The following is a 16,190-nucleotide window of genomic DNA, read 5'->3' on the forward strand; positions in this document are numbered from 1 at the left end:
GGTTTTTTAATATAGATTTGAATTCAAAAGTCCAAAAACCAAAGGTGACCCCAATGGAAAGAATCATTTTAAATCCTGAAAACGAACATGTAGCAAAGTTGATCCAGTCGGATCAAAGATTAGGTCAATTAATTACTTTCCTTGGAACCGTCTATATTCCTTTACGCGAAGATCCATTTTTATCTCTTATAAAATCGATTGTAGGACAGCAAATTTCTGTGAAAGCGGCGCAGACAATTTTCACCCGAGTTTTGCAACTTGTCGATGAACTGACACCACAATCAATCTATGATCTTTCGGAAGAGGAACTGAGACAGGCTGGGGTTTCAAAATCCAAAATAACCTATATGAAAAGCCTGGCTGAGAATGTCCTTTCCAATGACATCAACTTCTCTGTCTTCCCCCAGCTTAATAATGAAGAGATTATTAAATTGCTAACCAAAACAAAGGGAATTGGTAATTGGACAGCGGAGATGTTTCTGATATTTAGCTTAGGACGGATGGATGTGCTTTCTGTTGCAGATGCGGGTTTGCAGCGCGCAGTGAAATGGTTGTATAACTTGGACCGGAACTTGGATGGCCGAAAATGTATGAAGGAAATGTCTGTTCACTGGAATCCATATTACTCAGCTGCTTCTTTCTACCTTTGGGAGGCGATAAATCGAGGCTATGTTGATCGGTTTGACACACTTGAACAGGCACGAAATCGGAGTAGTTCATAATAACGGAAAATTTTTCCGCTATCTGCGATAGTTAGCTTCTAAAATGAGGATTAGCGGAATTTTTTTCCGTTATTTGGGTTGGAGGCCTTCTTGTAAACGATTGCAATTTGGCATAGCGGAAAAGATTTCCGTTATTTGGTTGGTATTGGTCCAAAAAGCTGTGATAACGGAAAAATTTTCCGTTATCACGAGGTAACTTCACCCCCGTGTGGTGTTCAACCACATCACGTCACAAGGCTTTCACCAAAAAAAGACCCGAAACCACCACACCAAGGCGGTGATTCGAGCCCCAACTGCACTATTTAAGATTAAAAGCTTCCCTTACACTATTCATTACCCTTCGTTGACGCTCAATATATCTCCAGACCCAGAGAACCAAGTAGACAGTCGCTATGATATAAAGACCAATAACAACCATGTTGGTGGAAACCCAAAGATAAGCAAGAGCCAGCAATAATCCGTTAAATAAGTGGGTGATTGCAGTATGAGCATTCGATGGTACAAGATCTGTCATTTGTTTATCGTAATATAGGTTAGCATATTTGATTGCCTTCCAGGTAAATGGCAAAGATAAAAATCCCAGGTAAATAGTGTTTGGCACATCTGAAAACGTCGGCAGAATAGCAATCAGAAGGTAACCAATGATGAAAAGGGCAATCAGTACATTTTTCGCTGATTTTCTTCCTATTCTCACAACCAGTGTTTTTTTATCAGACTTAATATCTGAATTCGCATCCTGGAATTGATTAATAAGCAGGACGTTAACAATAAATAAAGATAAGGGTAACGAAACCAGAAATACTTCCAACGAATAATGATGTGTTTGGACATAATAGGTCCCTAGCACAATCAATATGCCGTAGGCTGTGGCGATTAATCCTTCAGCAATTCCCGGCCCCATGTTAATAAAGCTGAATTTCCCTTTCCCACCGGTGTAAAATACACCAGCAGCTAACCCAAAAATAACCAGAGGGATTAACCCCCAACCGCTAGCAAACACCAAATAGATCCCAATCAGAGCGGCCAAGGTAGATAATAAAATTCCCACAAAACCCATTTCCGCCTTGGAAATTAACCCCATTTGGATAACCCGCGAACCCCCTGTAAAAGGACGAATTCCCTCGATGTTCTGGGCATCCCGTTCGGCGTCTTTCCAGTCATTGATGATGTTTGTCCCCGCCTGGATCATCACGGCGCCAATGAACGTTAAGACGAATAATAGGAAATTGAACTGCGCATCCAAAGCATAAGCCATTGCACCACCAAGGATCACCGGAACGCTGGATGCCGTAAGGCTTAGCGGCCTTACAGCTTCCTTCCAGGCACGAGCCCGTGCCTTAACATCGGCCCATGCCTTAGTTTCTTGTTTTTCCTCAGAGGTGAAAATCGTCGGTGGATGACCATTTAAAATATCTGGTACATAACGATATTTCACCAAGCTTGGAACAATTTTGATAAAGTCAAGGCGATCCAAAGCCCCTACCTGATCGAAATTTGCAACAATCGGTGATTTGACCTTTACTAGTTCAATCGCCTTGGCACGTTCTTCTTCTGTTTTAACTATTTCAGCCCGGCCAATGATTTCACATTCTGTTGTCTCCACAAAAGGGGTCCCATCACTTTTCATAAGAATAGCAGTTTCCGGGATATTCACCCATTGGATGATCTTCGGATCCCCTTTCATGGAAGAGACATATATATTGAAATCTTCATCTACCGCAAAGTGCATCATCCGGATCCGCGGCGAACCCATATTAGATGTCCCAATCGCAGCAATTTCCACGGTATTTAAAAACTCCAGCACCTGTTCTTTTGAATACGACATTCCTGTTCCCTTCCTTACAATAACATAGTGAAAAACTATATCATTATATCACTTTTCTTGTCTTCGCTCATGTCAATTATTTCCGTATATACCTGCCGATGGTGAATGCGATGAATATCCAACATATTCTGATCCACGACTTCCTTTGCTAATCCGACAAGATGTGCATGATGGGTAAAATAAATCACTTGCACTTTGGAGGAAATTTCCGCTAAGATCCGGAGAGTTTCCTTGCTCCGTTGATCATCGAAGTGAACCAGGATATCATCCAAAATCAAAGGCATCGGTTCGTTTTCCGTGGCATATTTTTCCACATTGGCGATACGCAAGGCAAGATAGAGTTGATCTTGTGTCCCATCACTCATTCCTTCCACCCCAACCTGTTCACCGTTTTCCCGAATTCCCACGATAACAGGAGTATCCTTGCTGTCAAACCCAATACTTAGTCCAGCAAATGACCCGAGCGTTAAACGGTTGAATAAATAACTAGCACGTTGAAGAATAGGGTGCTGATTTTTCTCCCGAAAATCATCAATCGCTTTTCTTAGAATGGATGCGGCTAATTGGTAACGAATGTATCGACCCGATTCTTGACGCAGACTCGCGATCACCGTTTCTCCTTCTTCGGCAGCAATTAATGCTTCCTGGGATTCCCCATTTAGCTTTTCAAATTCGTATTTGATAACGCCATATTCTTGATCTAAGCGTGATTTTTCTTCGTTTTTACTTCTTAGAAGATCTTCCCTCTCTTTTACGAGTTGTGGAAGAAGGTCCCGATCCACGTGGTCCGTTTCCTCAATCAGCTCCTGAATCGTTAAACCGGCGCCATTTTCTAATAATTGCTGTTCTAGTAATGTTAATTGCTGTTGTATTTGACAATAAGCTTGTGATCGCTCTTCTGCCACCTGCAGTTGTTCCTCCTGCTCACAACTGGCCTGGGTTACCAACAGATGCATTTTGCTTTCCAGAGCAAGCAGATTTTTCTCAAGCTGCTCAAACTCCTGCTTCTTCTGTGTTAGTTGGTCAATCCTATGTTGTTTTCTTTCCACGTCCCGCTGAGCTTTCTGCAATGCAGCATACAGCTCTGTAACAAGATGCTCGACAGAATGAAAATCTTGTCCGTTCCATTCTATTTTAGCCAAAAACTCCCTCGCCTGATCTTCGAATTGTTGAACAGCCATCCGTTTCTGTTCCAACACCCATTGATTTTTCTTTTGGTGATCCACCCGGGCAAATAGTTCATCGTGAATTTGGATATATTGAGCGGCCATCTCAACGGTCAAGGTCTCAGGCATACTTGTCTTACTGATGGCCCCTGTCCAACTCTTGCTCCACCCTTTGATCTTTTCCTGCGCCAGGTCGTAATCCTCCCTCGATCTTCTCAGTTTTTGGGAAACTTCTTCAACCCTTCGATTGAGATGCTCTAGATCGTTTCGGCGTTTTTCATTTTCCGCAAGGATCCTTTCACCTTGCCTAAGAAGGGCGGATAAAGAAGCTCCCTGTACTGACAGATTTGACTCGTGTTCAGATAAAAGAGAAACGAATAAAGCACGATTGTCCTCTAATTTAAGTTGGCTCTCTTCAACAGAGTGTACAAGTTCCCGCCATTGTTTAATCAACAGCAGGCGCTCCGCGTGCTTATAACACCAACCCTTCATTTCTTTCGGGCTTAATGGTTGAATCCCCGTTTTCCTCCATAATTCCTGCCACTGCTCATTCCAACCTGCAATATCCTTTTCCCTAGCTTCAAGTGCCTCATAAAGACTGTTCAAGGCTTGTTCCTTTTGTTTCTTCATCTCAATCAGGTGTTCATACCGTGCAACCCTCTCCGCCTCAATGCGCAGAAGATCTGACACTTCATCCGCTTTTTCCACGGCATGCTGATAAGCAATATCTAATTTCTCAGAGGAATAGGCTTGTTCCCCTTTTATATCCGGCTGCCTATCCAACCAAGACCGACGAATGAGCTCCCATCCCTGCTCCCGTACTTCACGTGATTGGAGTAGCTCCTGCTCGGTCGGGACCTGTCCTTGCCTGGACATATCCTCTAATTCATCTTGAATTTCTTTTTGGACACAAGCTAGTTCTTTAATCTTCTGATTTAACGTATTCTTTTCCGACAATAGCTGTTGTTGCTGTTCCTGAAAACCATCCAGAGTCTCTGACAATGGAATAGAGATCCTCTCAGCTTCTTCCACAGTGCCAGACCAGAGTGGATCCTTCTCAATTTCCAGTTCGATTTCTCGTTCAAGGGAACCTTTAGCCTTCTGCTCCTTTTCTAAATTGGCTTCCGGATCTCCTAGTTTGCGGATATCTGCCACTTCCCGTTCGAGTGGCTGTATATCAACCACTTCCCCAATGCTCCCGCGTTTATGCGCCAGCTCTTCAAGTTCCTCGGAGCGCTCACGAAGCTGCTTTTCTGAATTACTCAACTGTTGTTCAAGCACATAATATTGCGAGGCCAGCTGGCGCATTCTTTCTTTATCAAACAGTTGTATCCGCAATTTCTCCAGTTGTTCCCGTGGACCATGGTATTGAAGCTGTAACAGTTTGTCCTTCATCTCGTCCTCAAGCAGACGGTTTTCCGCCTCTAATTGGGGAACACCGGCTCGATCGGTTCGGTAGTTTGACAATTGCTGGTGCAGATCCACAATGAGATCGGCATGTAAGATGAGTTCCTGCGGAATATCATGTTCTAAAATCTGTTGCTCTAATTCTACGATTTCTTTTAGCAAACGCTCTTTTTGATCCCGTTCTAAAGCCAGCTTGCTAGAAAGATCCATGCGCTGAACAGTAAATTCTGCAGGAAGAACGACCACTTGTCCGAGTGCATTCAATCCTTCAAGCAAGGTTTTCCTTTTTGCAATGAACGGCAAAGACCAGAGGATCCTCTCCAGTTTTGTCTGTTCTTTCTCCTCCGCACGGATTTCCTGCTTAAGAGAAAGAAGTTCTTTTTCTTTCATAGAAAGTTGTTTTTTCAACTCTAACCATTTATTTGCACTTAATGATGCGGCTTTGGTCTTCTCTTTTAGCTTTTTATGTTCACTAAGGAGCTGGTTAATGATGGGTTTGGAAGCCTTTGGGCTGAACAGATTGCCTGTCGCTTTATCAAGTTTTATCAGCACTTGGTTCAGATGATGAATTCCGGCTGCTGCTTCAAAAAGGCTTTCTCCTAGGTTCCCTCCCCCTCTTAGAAGACTTTCACCACCCATGCGCAACGTTTCGTGATTTAATGCAAACATCGAAGTAAACGCCTCTTTGGAAACTCCCCCAAGAAAGGATTGTAAAGCCGAATCCTCCATCGGCTGCTTGTCAGCAAACATTAATGTATTTTTATTCCCTTTTCGTCGATAGAAGGAACAGCGTCTTCCATCAGAACATTGAATCGTCCCGCCGATTCTTAACTTGTTTGGCATATGAAAAAATGCATCCATTGTATTGGCAGGAATCTCATAAAACAGGTTGGTTAATCCTCGAAGCAGGGTACTCTTCCCAGCTTCATTGCTTCCATAAAGAAGATGAAACGTTCGATTGGTATCTCCAAAGGAAATGCGGTAATCCGTATAACATCCGAAAGCCTCCAGATGGATTTCCTCGATTCTCATGGGTTACCCCCTTCTATTTTAAAATCTGGGAAATAATGAGCTGCTCAATATCCTTCAATTGATTTTTAATGAAGCCCGTATCCTTAATCTCTTCGTTTTCTTCTTCAAAAAACTCAGGTGGAAGCTTTGCTCTTAATGGTTTAAGTTCCTCTACCAATTCTTCCAGAAGGACATCCTGTTCCCGTAACGATTCAATATAGGTTAAAAGATGTGCTAGTGGCGTGTTTCCCTCTAGCAAATCATCCAAATTTTCTACTGGTTTTGTTTGAATTTTGATTTTTTCTACCCAAAGATGACCTAAGCTCGAATCGGTTGCTATCGCCCGAATACTATTTACCGTTTGTTCGATATCTTCATTTAAATCCTGGTGCACAGGGGTGGACCCAGTGAGCACAATTCGCAAGGCTAACAAGCGTTGTTCTGCAGCCTGGATTCGTTCTCTTACGGCTTGGTTCACCTGGTCATAGACTTCAGATAGTTCACTGGCATCCGTAATGTCCACTTCGCAAAGGTCCCAACGCAAAACATCTAAGGATCGATGTTCTATACTGAGTTCTTCCTCTACGCGGATCAGTGAACACCCTTTATCCCCTGTTTCCTTTATGTGCCTTCCTTGTATATTCCCTGGAAAAAGGATCCATGGATTTTCACTGATTAATTCCCGCTTATGAATATGACCTAAGGCCCAATAGTCATACCCCTTATCGATCAGGTCTCCTACTGTACAAGGGGCATATGATTCATGTCCTTCACGACCGTTTAAACTAGTATGTAATAAGCCAATATTAAAATAACCTTCACAAGGCATTGGATATTGATAGACTAGATTCTCCGTGACTGATTGCATCGCAAAGCTCTGACCATGGATCGCAACCTTCAATGGCTCGATAAAATACGTTTGTGCCGATTCAAATGAAAATACATGGACATTCTCTGGCAACGGGATTTGCTTCGTGATTCGGCTGGCTGCATCGTGATTGCCACGAATAAGATATACAGGGATGGAAGCTTCGCGAAGCCTTGACATTTGTTTTGCAAAGAATAGGCCGGTATTAAAATCAGGCCAGTTTCCATCATACAAATCCCCTGCAATCAGAAGGAAATCGACTTCTTCCTCTAAACACAAGTCAACCAAACGAACAAATGCTTGACGTGAAGCACCGCGAATCGTTTCTACCGGTGCCCCCTCATAGCGTTCCAGCCCCCGAAGTGGACTGTCCAAATGGATATCGGCTGCATGAATAAATTTCATTGGCCCCTCCTAGTACGAATTTATAGCACACGAACATTTATTCCTATTATAACATAGTGAATCACTGTAGAAAACAAAAAAAGACCAGCCTTATCTAGATTCTAGAACTGGCCAATCTTTTTTTCCTTATTAACGTAACTTTTCTACTTCCTCAAACATTTGTTTCACTAAATCTTCGCCAAGTTCTTTGGAATACTTATCAATAACAGGCTTAATTGCCTCTTGAATTCTTGCTTTTTCTTCAGGGGATACTTCGTTAACCTGCATCCCGGCTGCCTTCAGATTCTCCAATGATTTAACATTTTGTTCACGATTCAACTGACGCTCAACTTTTCCCGCTTCCTTTGCAGCATCTTGCAAAATTTGCTTTTCCTCGTCAGAAAGCTTATCCCAGAATGGCTTTCCAGCCAAGAAAATAAATGGCGTATAGACGTGGTTTGTCACGCTTAAATAGGTCTGAACCTCATTAAATTTATTAGATTCAATCGTTGGAAACGGGTTTTCCTGTCCATCAATCGCCTTGCTTTCCATTGCTGTAAATACTTCAGAGAACGCCATCGGTGTTGGGTTGGCACCTAATTGCTTAAATACATCCAAATGGACCTGGTTTTGCATCGTTCGAATTTTCAACCCTTCAAAATCCTCAAGCTTGGCCACAGGATGCTTACTATTGGTCAAGTTACGGAATCCATTTTCCCAATAAGCGAGACCAATCCATCCCTGTTCTGGCAGTTTATCGAGGACCGCTTGCCCAACCGGACCATCCAAAACAGCATCTGCTTCTTCTCCCGTATTAAAAACGAACGGAAAGTCAAAAATTCCAAATTCTTTTACTGTCGGCGCGAGTGGTGAAGTAGATATGACAGTCAGCTCCTGTAACCCACCTTTGAGTGCTTCTGCCATCTTTTGATCATCACCAAGGGTATTACTATAGAATAGGTCTACCTTAATTTTTCCGGCTGTTTTTTCTTCGACAATTTCTTTGAACTTTCTAGCACCAAACGCTTCTGGGTGATCTTCGTTTAGTCCAATTCCCAATTTAATTTTACGGTCTTGGATCCCACTCGCTGTATCATTGCCCGATGCTGGTTGTGCTGAAGTTTTGTCGTCTTGTCCGCCTCCGCAGCCGACAGCAGTAACTAGCAAACTAGAAATAACCAAGAACGAAGCAAGTTTTCTACCCTTTTTTAACATGTTCCCTTTTCCCCCAAAGATATATATTTATTTAAATTCAGTCCCGTCACAAGATTCGTATACTTGTCGACAACAATCAGTATAATTGAAATTATATAATATGTAAATGTTTTTATTTACTTAATTGTATGTGATTTCTTGACTAGTTCTATTTTCAGAATTACTATGTAAAATATTACGTCAGGAGGGATTCCCTTGGAAATCTGGATCGCTTTATCACCTGTTTTACTCATTTTTATTCTCCTTTTCGTTCTTAAACAATCCTCGGTACGGGCAAGTTTATGGGGGCTTTTATTTGTCGTGCTAATTACTTCTTTCGTCTCATCATTCCATCTGGATTTAGCACAGATGGGATCATCCATCATCAAAGGAACCCTCATTTCCGCTATTGTTGCCTATGTACTTCTCTTTGGGATTCTCCTCTTTCATTTGATGAACGAAATGGGATCGATCAAGGCGATTGCCTCCTTCATCTCGCAAATTACTCCTGACCCTATCCAGCAAGTTATCCTTTTAGTGATTGCTTTTTCCCCGTTTGTTGAATCGGTTAGTGGATTTGGCATTGCGATTATTGTGGTGGCACCTATACTGATTGAGTTAGGATGGTCTCCCAAAAAGGCAACGATATTGTCTTTACTTGGATTAAGCGCGGTACCTTGGGGGGCATTAGCAACTGGGAGTGTCGTTGGAGCATCCCTTATTGGGATACCGTTGCAGCAATTAGGCATGGGAACAGCCATATTGACAGCGCCTACCTTTTTCTACTTTGCCATACTTGTCGTTTCTATCGCAGGAGGCTGGGGAGAGGTAAAAAGGAAAGGATGCGAATTATTTCTGGTGTGCGGAACTCTTGCTCTGGGCATCTGGTGGTTTAGTGCCGAAGTTAGTGTGGAATTAGCCGGTGTGCTAGGTGCTTCGGCAGCAATGGCCGTGCAGATTCTGTGGATTCAATTTTCCAATAGAAAGATTAAGCACACAGAATCACACTCCCAATCGTCTGCTGCTTTGGGTGACCAACAATCCATTGCGAGGGCCATATTCCCTTATCTGTTTTTAATCATCGTTCTGTTAGTATCTCGGTTGATCCCACCTGTTGAGGAATATTTGCTATCGACATTCGTGATCGATTTACCGAATTACTCGTTTCAACTTTCGTTGATGTATTCACCAGGATTCTCAATCCTGCTAACCTGTGTTTTCACGGTCTTGTTCTATAAAATTCCCAAGCAGGTTATGAAAAAAGCCGGTATTCTTACGATGAAACAATGGATTCCTGTTACTCTTTCAACCATTGGATTCGTGGCTATTTCCGAAATTATGTCCAATGCCGGAATGATCACTATGTTGGCTAACACCTCGGCCGCAACGTTTGGATCGGCTTTTCTGGTGTTGTCTCCCCTCATTGGGGGAACCGGAGGCTTTTTAACAGGGAGCAATACGGGATCGAACGCGATGTTCATAAAACTTCAGGCCCAGACTGCCGGGCAATTGGGCCTCCCACCAGACTTATTTGCTTATGCCCAAAACGCGAGTGCCTCCCATATGACAATGGCCTCCCCTTCCCGTGTTCTACTAGGGGTTTCTGTTACAGGTGTTCATAAGGAGGAAAGCAATATTCTAAAGGTCATTGCGCTGATTGCCTGTGGCTCCTTGCTTGTAATTTTGGGAGGAATCCTTATTCTATATTAGAAGGGGCAGGATTCACCAAATGTTTAGGTTTTTTCCCCTGCAACCCATCGATGAGGTTCGCCGCGGCCAGCTCAGCCATCCTCATTCTCGTTTGGATGCTGGCGCTGCCAATGTGTGGAAGAGCCACCACTTGTGGTAGCGATAATAGAGGATGGTTCAAGGGAACTGGTTCCTCTTCAAATACATCCAAACCGGCAGCCCAGATCTTATGGCCAACCAATGCCTCATATAAAGCATCCTCATTTACCACACCGCCCCGCGAGGTATTGATGAGGGTCGCTGTTTTTTTCATCCATGAAAGCTGCTCTCGATCAATTAAGTTTCTTGTTTCTGGTGTATAAGGGGTTAGTACACAAACAAAATCGGATTGGCGCAGCAAGGTTTCAAAATCCGTATAGATCACCCCAAGCTGCTTCTCGGCTTCCATGTTTCTGCTCCGGTTATTGTAGAGAATATTCATCCCAAATCCAACAGCCCTTCTTGCAACCGCCTCGCCAATTCGCCCCATACCGATGATTCCAAGTGTAGTCCCATAAACATCCTGACCCGTAAGCTGAAAGGGCGACCATGTTTGCCATTTTCCATTTTTTAAATAAGTGGACGATTCCACGATCCTTCTCGCTGTTGCCATTAATAACGCAAAAGTAAGATCCGCTGTCGTTTCCGTTAAAACACCTGGGGTATTCGTCACCATGATTCCCTTCTTAGAAGCTGCTGCCACATCAATGTTATTGTAGCCTACAGCCATATTGCTAATAATTTTCAATCGATCGGCCCCCAGCAGGAGCTTTTCTTCTATTGTTTCTGTTAACAAGCATAAAATTCCATCAGCTTGCTCAAGTTCTTTTTCTAATCTTTCCTGTGGCACAGGAACCTCTTCTTCCTCCCACATGGAGACCTTGGCAACCTGTTCGATTTTTTCTACAATGGGATCTGGTAATGACCTGGTGATAAATACGCTATACATCCCATACATCCTTTCTAGAGTTGTATGATCCTAGTATATGCCTAGACCTTGACAACAACTACAAAGGAAGTCTCTTAGCCAAAAAGGGTTAACCCTTCAGATTCTGTAAATGATCCAGACAGCGCCTGGCTGTTGTCATTGGACCTGTTAGAATTGGCACAGAGGACTGAATTTGTTTGGCAACATGGGCCATGCTATATTGCGATAGGACGATCGCTTCGACTTTTCCATCCAATTCCACGATCATTTCGCGAATCAACGCATCATGTTCTTCCATTCTCCCCTCGAAGAGCAGACGCACAGCATCCGAATTTACAATCGATTCAATCTGAAGGTGCGGATTTTTCTCTACTAAATAATTTTTCAAAACAACAGGCGTCTCCTTAACCGTAGAGATCAGTCCTATTTTTTGATAGGCTAAAGCCTCATCCAGCATCGCCTCATCTGAACGAAACAGTTTCTCTTCATGCAGCGGCTGCAATATTTTTGTTACATCATTAAACGCTGAACAGGTTAGTTGGATGGCATCTACCTTTGACTCCGTTGCCATCTGCAACAGCTTGGAAAAACGCTGAATAATCGGTACAGTTAATTTTCCTTGCTCTTGAACCATAGGAAGCAGTCCAGTATCCATGAAGTGCAGCAGTGTAACCTCAGGTGCAACCTCGCGAAATGCTTCTTCTATTGGCGTAACCGAGGCAGTCATGGCATGGATTAACGCTAGTTTCATCAACCTAATCACCCTTTTTTATTTGATTAATATCAACTGCTTGACCTTATGATTGTAAAAAAGGTATAGTACAGTAAAAATTTAGGACAGGAATAGAAAACGATGATCTACCATATAACCTATATTTCTAACGGGCTAAGTGTAAAAGGTTATTTGGGAATCCCAAATAACTTTAACCTTCCCATTAAAAAATTAGAAGAAATACCGCAATTGCAGTTTCCCATTACAGTGTTTACACAATCTATTATACAGGAACAAGAGCAACTTAGTTGGGCAGAATTTCCAGCTATTTTATACTGTCGAGGAGGAATGGGCAGCTTTGGACGTGTGAAAACCCATTGGATTGAGACTTTTTGTTCGATGGGATACGTTGTCTTGGCTCCCTCTTACCGAGGGAACGAAGGGGGGGAAGGACGAGATGAATTTGGTGGAGCTGATACCGAGGATGTTCTAAGTGCCTATCATCTTTTACAGAATCTACCCTTTGTCAATCCAGAGCATATCTCCATGATGGGTTTTTCTAGAGGGGCCATTAACGCTGTACAAGCTTCCGTTCAGCTCCCACTGCTTCATAAATTAATTCTGTGGAGTGGCGTTTCCGACTTGTCGCAAACATATGAGGAACGAAAGGATTTAAGAAGAATGCTAAAGCGCGTGCTTCACGGGACACCTGCTAGGAATCCACAAGCATACCAACAGCGCTCCCCCATTCGGCTGGCTGAAGACATTCCTTGTCCGGTGCTCATCATTCACGGGACGAAAGACCAGCAGGTTGATTATAGCCACGGACTTCATATGTATCAAAAGTTGAAAGAGCTGGGAAAGAAGGTAGACTTGCATACTTATGAGGAGCAGGGGCATTTATTTCCCTACTCGATTCACGAACTGGCATCCAAACGCTTAATACAATGGATTGAAAAAGGCTGATTTACTAAAGGTGGTTTTCCAACCTTTCATAGATCAGCCCCACTTCCTATTTCCCAAGAAAAGAATTCAACATCCAAACATGCTTTTCTAAGCTTGAATGGATAGCCAAAAACATATCCCCAGTCGTTTCGTCATTCGAAGACGCTGCAAGTTCCATCCCCGCTTTTAATTCCGAAATCATCTTTGTGAAGTCATTAACAGTAGCTTGTACCATTTCCGTTGGTGATTCATTCCCTGTAGCCTCCTGAATGGAAGCAAGCTCCATGCACCCTTTCATCGTAGCAATCGGTTTTCCGCCCAGTGATAGTAACCGTTCTGCCAATTCGTCAATATGCTGTGCCGCTTCATTATAGAATTCCTCGAATTTAGCATGGAGTGTGAAAAATTGCTCACCTGTCACATACCAGTGAAAATTATGCAGTTTGATGTACATGACACTCCAATTTGCCACTTGTTTATTAAGCATATCGGTTATATTCAATCGGAAACACCCCTTGTGATATTTTCAGGGATAGTTTTTCCGGTGTGGAAAAGAATTACTCTTTCATTTTAAAATCTTCCTGCCCATATGGTAAAATTATACTGCAGAAAACGATACCATTGAGGAGGATTCCTATGACCCCATTTATCAAGCAATTAGATCGCTATGCTGAATTAGCAGTCCGTGTGGGAGTGAATGTTCAACCAGGTCAAACTTTAGTTGTAACGGCCCCCTTGACTTCGGTCGATTTCGTTCGAATGGTTGCTCGAAAAGCCTATGAAGCGGGTGCTAAAAATGTACATTTTGAATGGAACGATGATGAATTAACAAGAATCAAATACGACATGGCTCCAAATGAGGCCTTTAAAGAGTTTCCAGCGTGGCGAGCCAAAGGGTTTGAAGAAATGGCGGAAAATGGCGCTGCTTTCCTTTCGATAATTGCCTCCAATCCAGACTTATTAAAAGGGGTGGATCCCGAGCGGATTTCCAATGCGAACAAAGCATCTGGACAAGCTATGCAAGGATTTCGAAGTTACGCCATGGCAGATAAAATAAGCTGGTCTGTGATCGCCGTCCCTTCACCAGCTTGGGCTGCCAAGGTGTTCCCTGATTTGGATGAAACGAAGGCAGTTGAAGCTCTCTGGGAAGCGATTTTTAAGGCAACCAGAACGGATCTAGATGATCCAGTTGGGGCCTGGAAAGATCATACCTCCACCTTGGATGATAAAGCAAAGTTCTTAAACGATAAGAGATATCGGTATTTACACTATGAAGCACCAGGAACAAAACTATCCATTGAGCTTCCCGCGAAACATTTATGGGTAAGTGGCGGCAGTGTAAATGAAAAAGGAACCACTTTTGTCGCGAATATGCCGACGGAAGAGGTATTTACAACGCCTCTGCGCGGTGGAGTCAACGGGGTCGTATCAAGCACCAAGCCTTTGAATTATGGAGGAAATTTGATTGAGAATTTTTCGCTTACCTTTGAAAATGGAAAAATTGTCGACTACACCGCTGAAAGTGGCTACGAGACCCTAAAACGGCTGGTCGAAACCGATGAAGGCTCGCAATATCTAGGTGAGGTAGCTTTGGTCCCACACCAATCGCCAATCTCAAACACGAATCTTATTTTCTTTAATACATTGTTTGATGAAAATGCCTCCTGCCATTTGGCAATCGGGAATGCCTATGCATTTTGCCTCGAGGGTGGAAAAAGCATGTCTAAAGATGAACTTGCGGAAAATGGTTTAAACGCAAGTATAACGCATGTAGATTTCATGATTGGTTCTGCGGAATTAAATATTGACGGGGAAACTGCAGACGGGAAAAGAGAGGCGTTATTCCGAAAAGGAAATTGGGCAATTTAGAAAACTTGTAGATTTGAAGTCAGACCTCTGCCATAATTTATCGAATAGGCTCTAACTCATAAAATTATAAGAGTTTTTGATTCGACAAATCCCCGACAGAGGTCTGACTCCTTCATCAAGTAGACTTATTCAGTTTTCCACTTCTTCAACCAGTCCTTGATCAACTGTTTCAACTCGGGATCGACAGGTTTTTTCACCTGATTTTTATAGTCATTTAAAATCGCTTGAATGCGTGGTTCAAGATCTGTCTTTCGTAAAACATAGGTCATATCTTGTACAAGATGCGCCTCACATTTCCCTTTAACCAGTTCACAGATTTCCTTTGTTTGATCGATTTTTACCTGTACGTCTTTCGTCCCCGTTACCGCTAGTACTGGGCAGTTAACTTCTGAAAGGTATTCACGCACATTAAACTCCGTGTGTTCACGGTACCACTTCGCGTTAATATCCTTACCTTTAAAATCGATGACGGATCCTTTAGAATTGTTAATTTGATGTACCAGCTGTTGGTTTACTTTTCGAAATTTCTTTTCGACCTTTAATATACGCAGCATAATTCCCTGCATCCCTTTTGTATTCCGTATGTCTTCTATCATTTTCCCCCGCTGCCATGCTATTGTCTTGGCAAGTGGCTCTGTTGATGGGGACAAAAGAATCATTCCTTGTACCGGATGTGTTTGATTGATCACAGGTGCGATTAAGCAACCTTCATTATGACCAAGCAAAATCAGCTGGTGGGGGTCCAACTGGGGGTGTTCTTTTACGAATTCGATCATAGCTTTGGTATCCTCCACCAAGTCAAAAAAGCCGGCAGCCAGATACTCCCCTTCGCTTTTTCCAACCCCCCGTTTATCGTATCGAAGAACCGCAAAGCCTTCTTCAGCCAGTAATTCACTTAGCTCTTTAAATGCATTCATCGGCATGGTCTCTGTATTCCCATCCCGATCGACGTCACCGCTTGCGTGAAGCAAGACAACAACCGGATAAGGAGCCTGCTCACCTTGAGGGATCGAAAGTGTTCCTGCCAACCGATATTCCCCCTGAATTTCGACCTCTTGTTCAATGAAATTCATATATACGTACACCCTCTTTTTTCTCATGGAAGTCTATTTTATCTATATTAGGTTAACTTAGGAGAGATCGCAACCTAATGATAAGTAGAAAAGACACATGAATCTATGTTCCATGTGTCTTTTTACCGTTCACATCATCTTATTAATTTTGAATTACACGAGAATAGTACTTTTTATTTTTTAAACGTACCTTGACTGTCATCCTTTTCCCTTTAGGATCATCATTATTTTGTTCACGATAACAATCCAGACAAAGTTCTTTATACTCTTCTTTTTCAAAGTTGCTAAGTGTGATTCCACACTCCTTGCAATTATCTCTAAGCATTTTATCCATCTCCAGTTCCTACTGTTCCTATAT

Annotated in this window: 13 protein-coding genes; 4 read left to right on the plus strand and 9 right to left on the minus strand. The window is 42.7% G+C overall.

Annotation, left to right across the window (positions count from 1 at the left end; genetic code table 11):
• Positions 1 to 53 precede the first annotated feature (53 nt).
• On the plus strand, positions 54 to 722 hold the full coding sequence (locus J2Z37_RS06645) for a DNA-3-methyladenine glycosylase family protein (protein WP_209809430.1): 669 nt from the start codon (positions 54 to 56) through the stop codon (positions 720 to 722).
• A 298-nt stretch (positions 723 to 1,020) separates the two neighbouring features.
• Here J2Z37_RS06645 and menA read toward each other — a convergent pair whose 3' ends face one another.
• The 4 genes from menA to J2Z37_RS06665 all read right to left on the minus strand — a co-directional run bounded on the left by menA (position 1,021) and on the right by J2Z37_RS06665 (position 8,598).
• Positions 1,021 to 2,547 carry a 1,4-dihydroxy-2-naphthoate octaprenyltransferase gene (menA, locus tag J2Z37_RS06650; protein WP_209809431.1) on the minus strand — a complete coding sequence of 509 codons (1,527 nt, stop codon included), beginning with the start codon at positions 2,545 to 2,547 and terminating at the stop codon, positions 1,021 to 1,023.
• A gap of 35 nt (positions 2,548 to 2,582) precedes the next feature.
• The gene (locus tag J2Z37_RS06655) at positions 2,583 to 6,152 is read right to left on the minus strand and encodes a YhaN family protein (protein WP_209809432.1); all 3,570 of its coding nucleotides are present in this window, start codon (positions 6,150 to 6,152) and stop codon (positions 2,583 to 2,585) included.
• A 13-nt stretch (positions 6,153 to 6,165) separates the two neighbouring features.
• Complete coding sequence (locus J2Z37_RS06660; RefSeq protein ID WP_209809433.1) at positions 6,166 to 7,404, minus strand: metallophosphoesterase family protein; 1,239 nt, start codon at positions 7,402 to 7,404, stop codon at positions 6,166 to 6,168.
• Positions 7,405 to 7,533: 129 nt separating this feature from the next.
• On the minus strand, positions 7,534 to 8,598 hold the full coding sequence (locus tag J2Z37_RS06665; RefSeq protein WP_209809434.1) for a TRAP transporter substrate-binding protein: 1,065 nt from the start codon (positions 8,596 to 8,598) through the stop codon (positions 7,534 to 7,536).
• Between the two features lie 195 nt (positions 8,599 to 8,793).
• On the opposite strand from J2Z37_RS06665, the gene J2Z37_RS06670 reads away from it, so the two are divergent.
• Positions 8,794 to 10,287 carry an L-lactate permease gene (locus J2Z37_RS06670; RefSeq protein WP_209809435.1) on the plus strand — a complete coding sequence of 498 codons (1,494 nt, stop codon included), beginning with the start codon at positions 8,794 to 8,796 and terminating at the stop codon, positions 10,285 to 10,287.
• Here J2Z37_RS06670 and J2Z37_RS06675 read toward each other — a convergent pair.
• Together J2Z37_RS06675 and J2Z37_RS06680 are read right to left on the minus strand one after the other, a co-directional pair.
• Positions 10,274 to 11,254: a 2-hydroxyacid dehydrogenase gene (locus J2Z37_RS06675; protein ID WP_245203602.1), complete on the minus strand. Its 981-nt coding sequence runs from the start codon at positions 11,252 to 11,254 to the stop codon at positions 10,274 to 10,276. The genes J2Z37_RS06670 and J2Z37_RS06675 overlap by 14 nt on opposite strands.
• Positions 11,255 to 11,342: 88 nt before the next feature.
• Positions 11,343 to 11,984 (minus strand): aspartate/glutamate racemase family protein, encoded by a 642-nt coding sequence (locus J2Z37_RS06680; RefSeq protein ID WP_209809437.1) that lies wholly within the window; start codon positions 11,982 to 11,984, stop codon positions 11,343 to 11,345.
• Positions 11,985 to 12,086: 102 nt separating this feature from the next.
• Between J2Z37_RS06680 and J2Z37_RS06685 the strand changes: the two genes are divergently transcribed.
• Positions 12,087 to 12,911 carry an alpha/beta hydrolase family protein gene (locus tag J2Z37_RS06685; protein WP_209809438.1) on the plus strand — a complete coding sequence of 275 codons (825 nt, stop codon included), beginning with the start codon at positions 12,087 to 12,089 and terminating at the stop codon, positions 12,909 to 12,911.
• Between the two features lie 46 nt (positions 12,912 to 12,957).
• Here the strand turns inward: J2Z37_RS06685 and J2Z37_RS06690 are convergent, their stop codons facing one another.
• Entirely contained in the window at positions 12,958 to 13,377 is a 420-nt protein-coding gene (locus J2Z37_RS06690) for a Dps family protein (protein ID WP_209809545.1), read from the minus strand.
• Positions 13,378 to 13,526: 149 nt separating this feature from the next.
• On the opposite strand from J2Z37_RS06690, the gene J2Z37_RS06695 reads away from it, so the two are divergent.
• Positions 13,527 to 14,759, plus strand: coding sequence for an aminopeptidase (locus J2Z37_RS06695; RefSeq protein WP_209809439.1), 1,233 nt, complete (start codon positions 13,527 to 13,529; stop codon positions 14,757 to 14,759).
• A 125-nt stretch (positions 14,760 to 14,884) separates the two neighbouring features.
• Here J2Z37_RS06695 and J2Z37_RS06700 read toward each other — a convergent pair whose 3' ends face one another.
• A complete protein-coding gene (locus J2Z37_RS06700) occupies positions 14,885 to 15,832 on the minus strand; it encodes an alpha/beta hydrolase (protein ID WP_209809440.1) in 948 nt (315 codons plus the stop codon).
• A gap of 142 nt (positions 15,833 to 15,974) precedes the next feature.
• Complete coding sequence (locus tag J2Z37_RS06705; protein ID WP_209809441.1) at positions 15,975 to 16,166, minus strand: hypothetical protein; 192 nt, start codon at positions 16,164 to 16,166, stop codon at positions 15,975 to 15,977.
• Between the last annotated feature and the right edge of the window lie 24 nt (positions 16,167 to 16,190).

It is taken from the genome of Ammoniphilus resinae, assembly GCF_017873965.1.
Classification (GTDB): Bacteria; Bacillota; Bacilli; order Aneurinibacillales; family RAOX-1; genus Ammoniphilus_A; species Ammoniphilus_A resinae.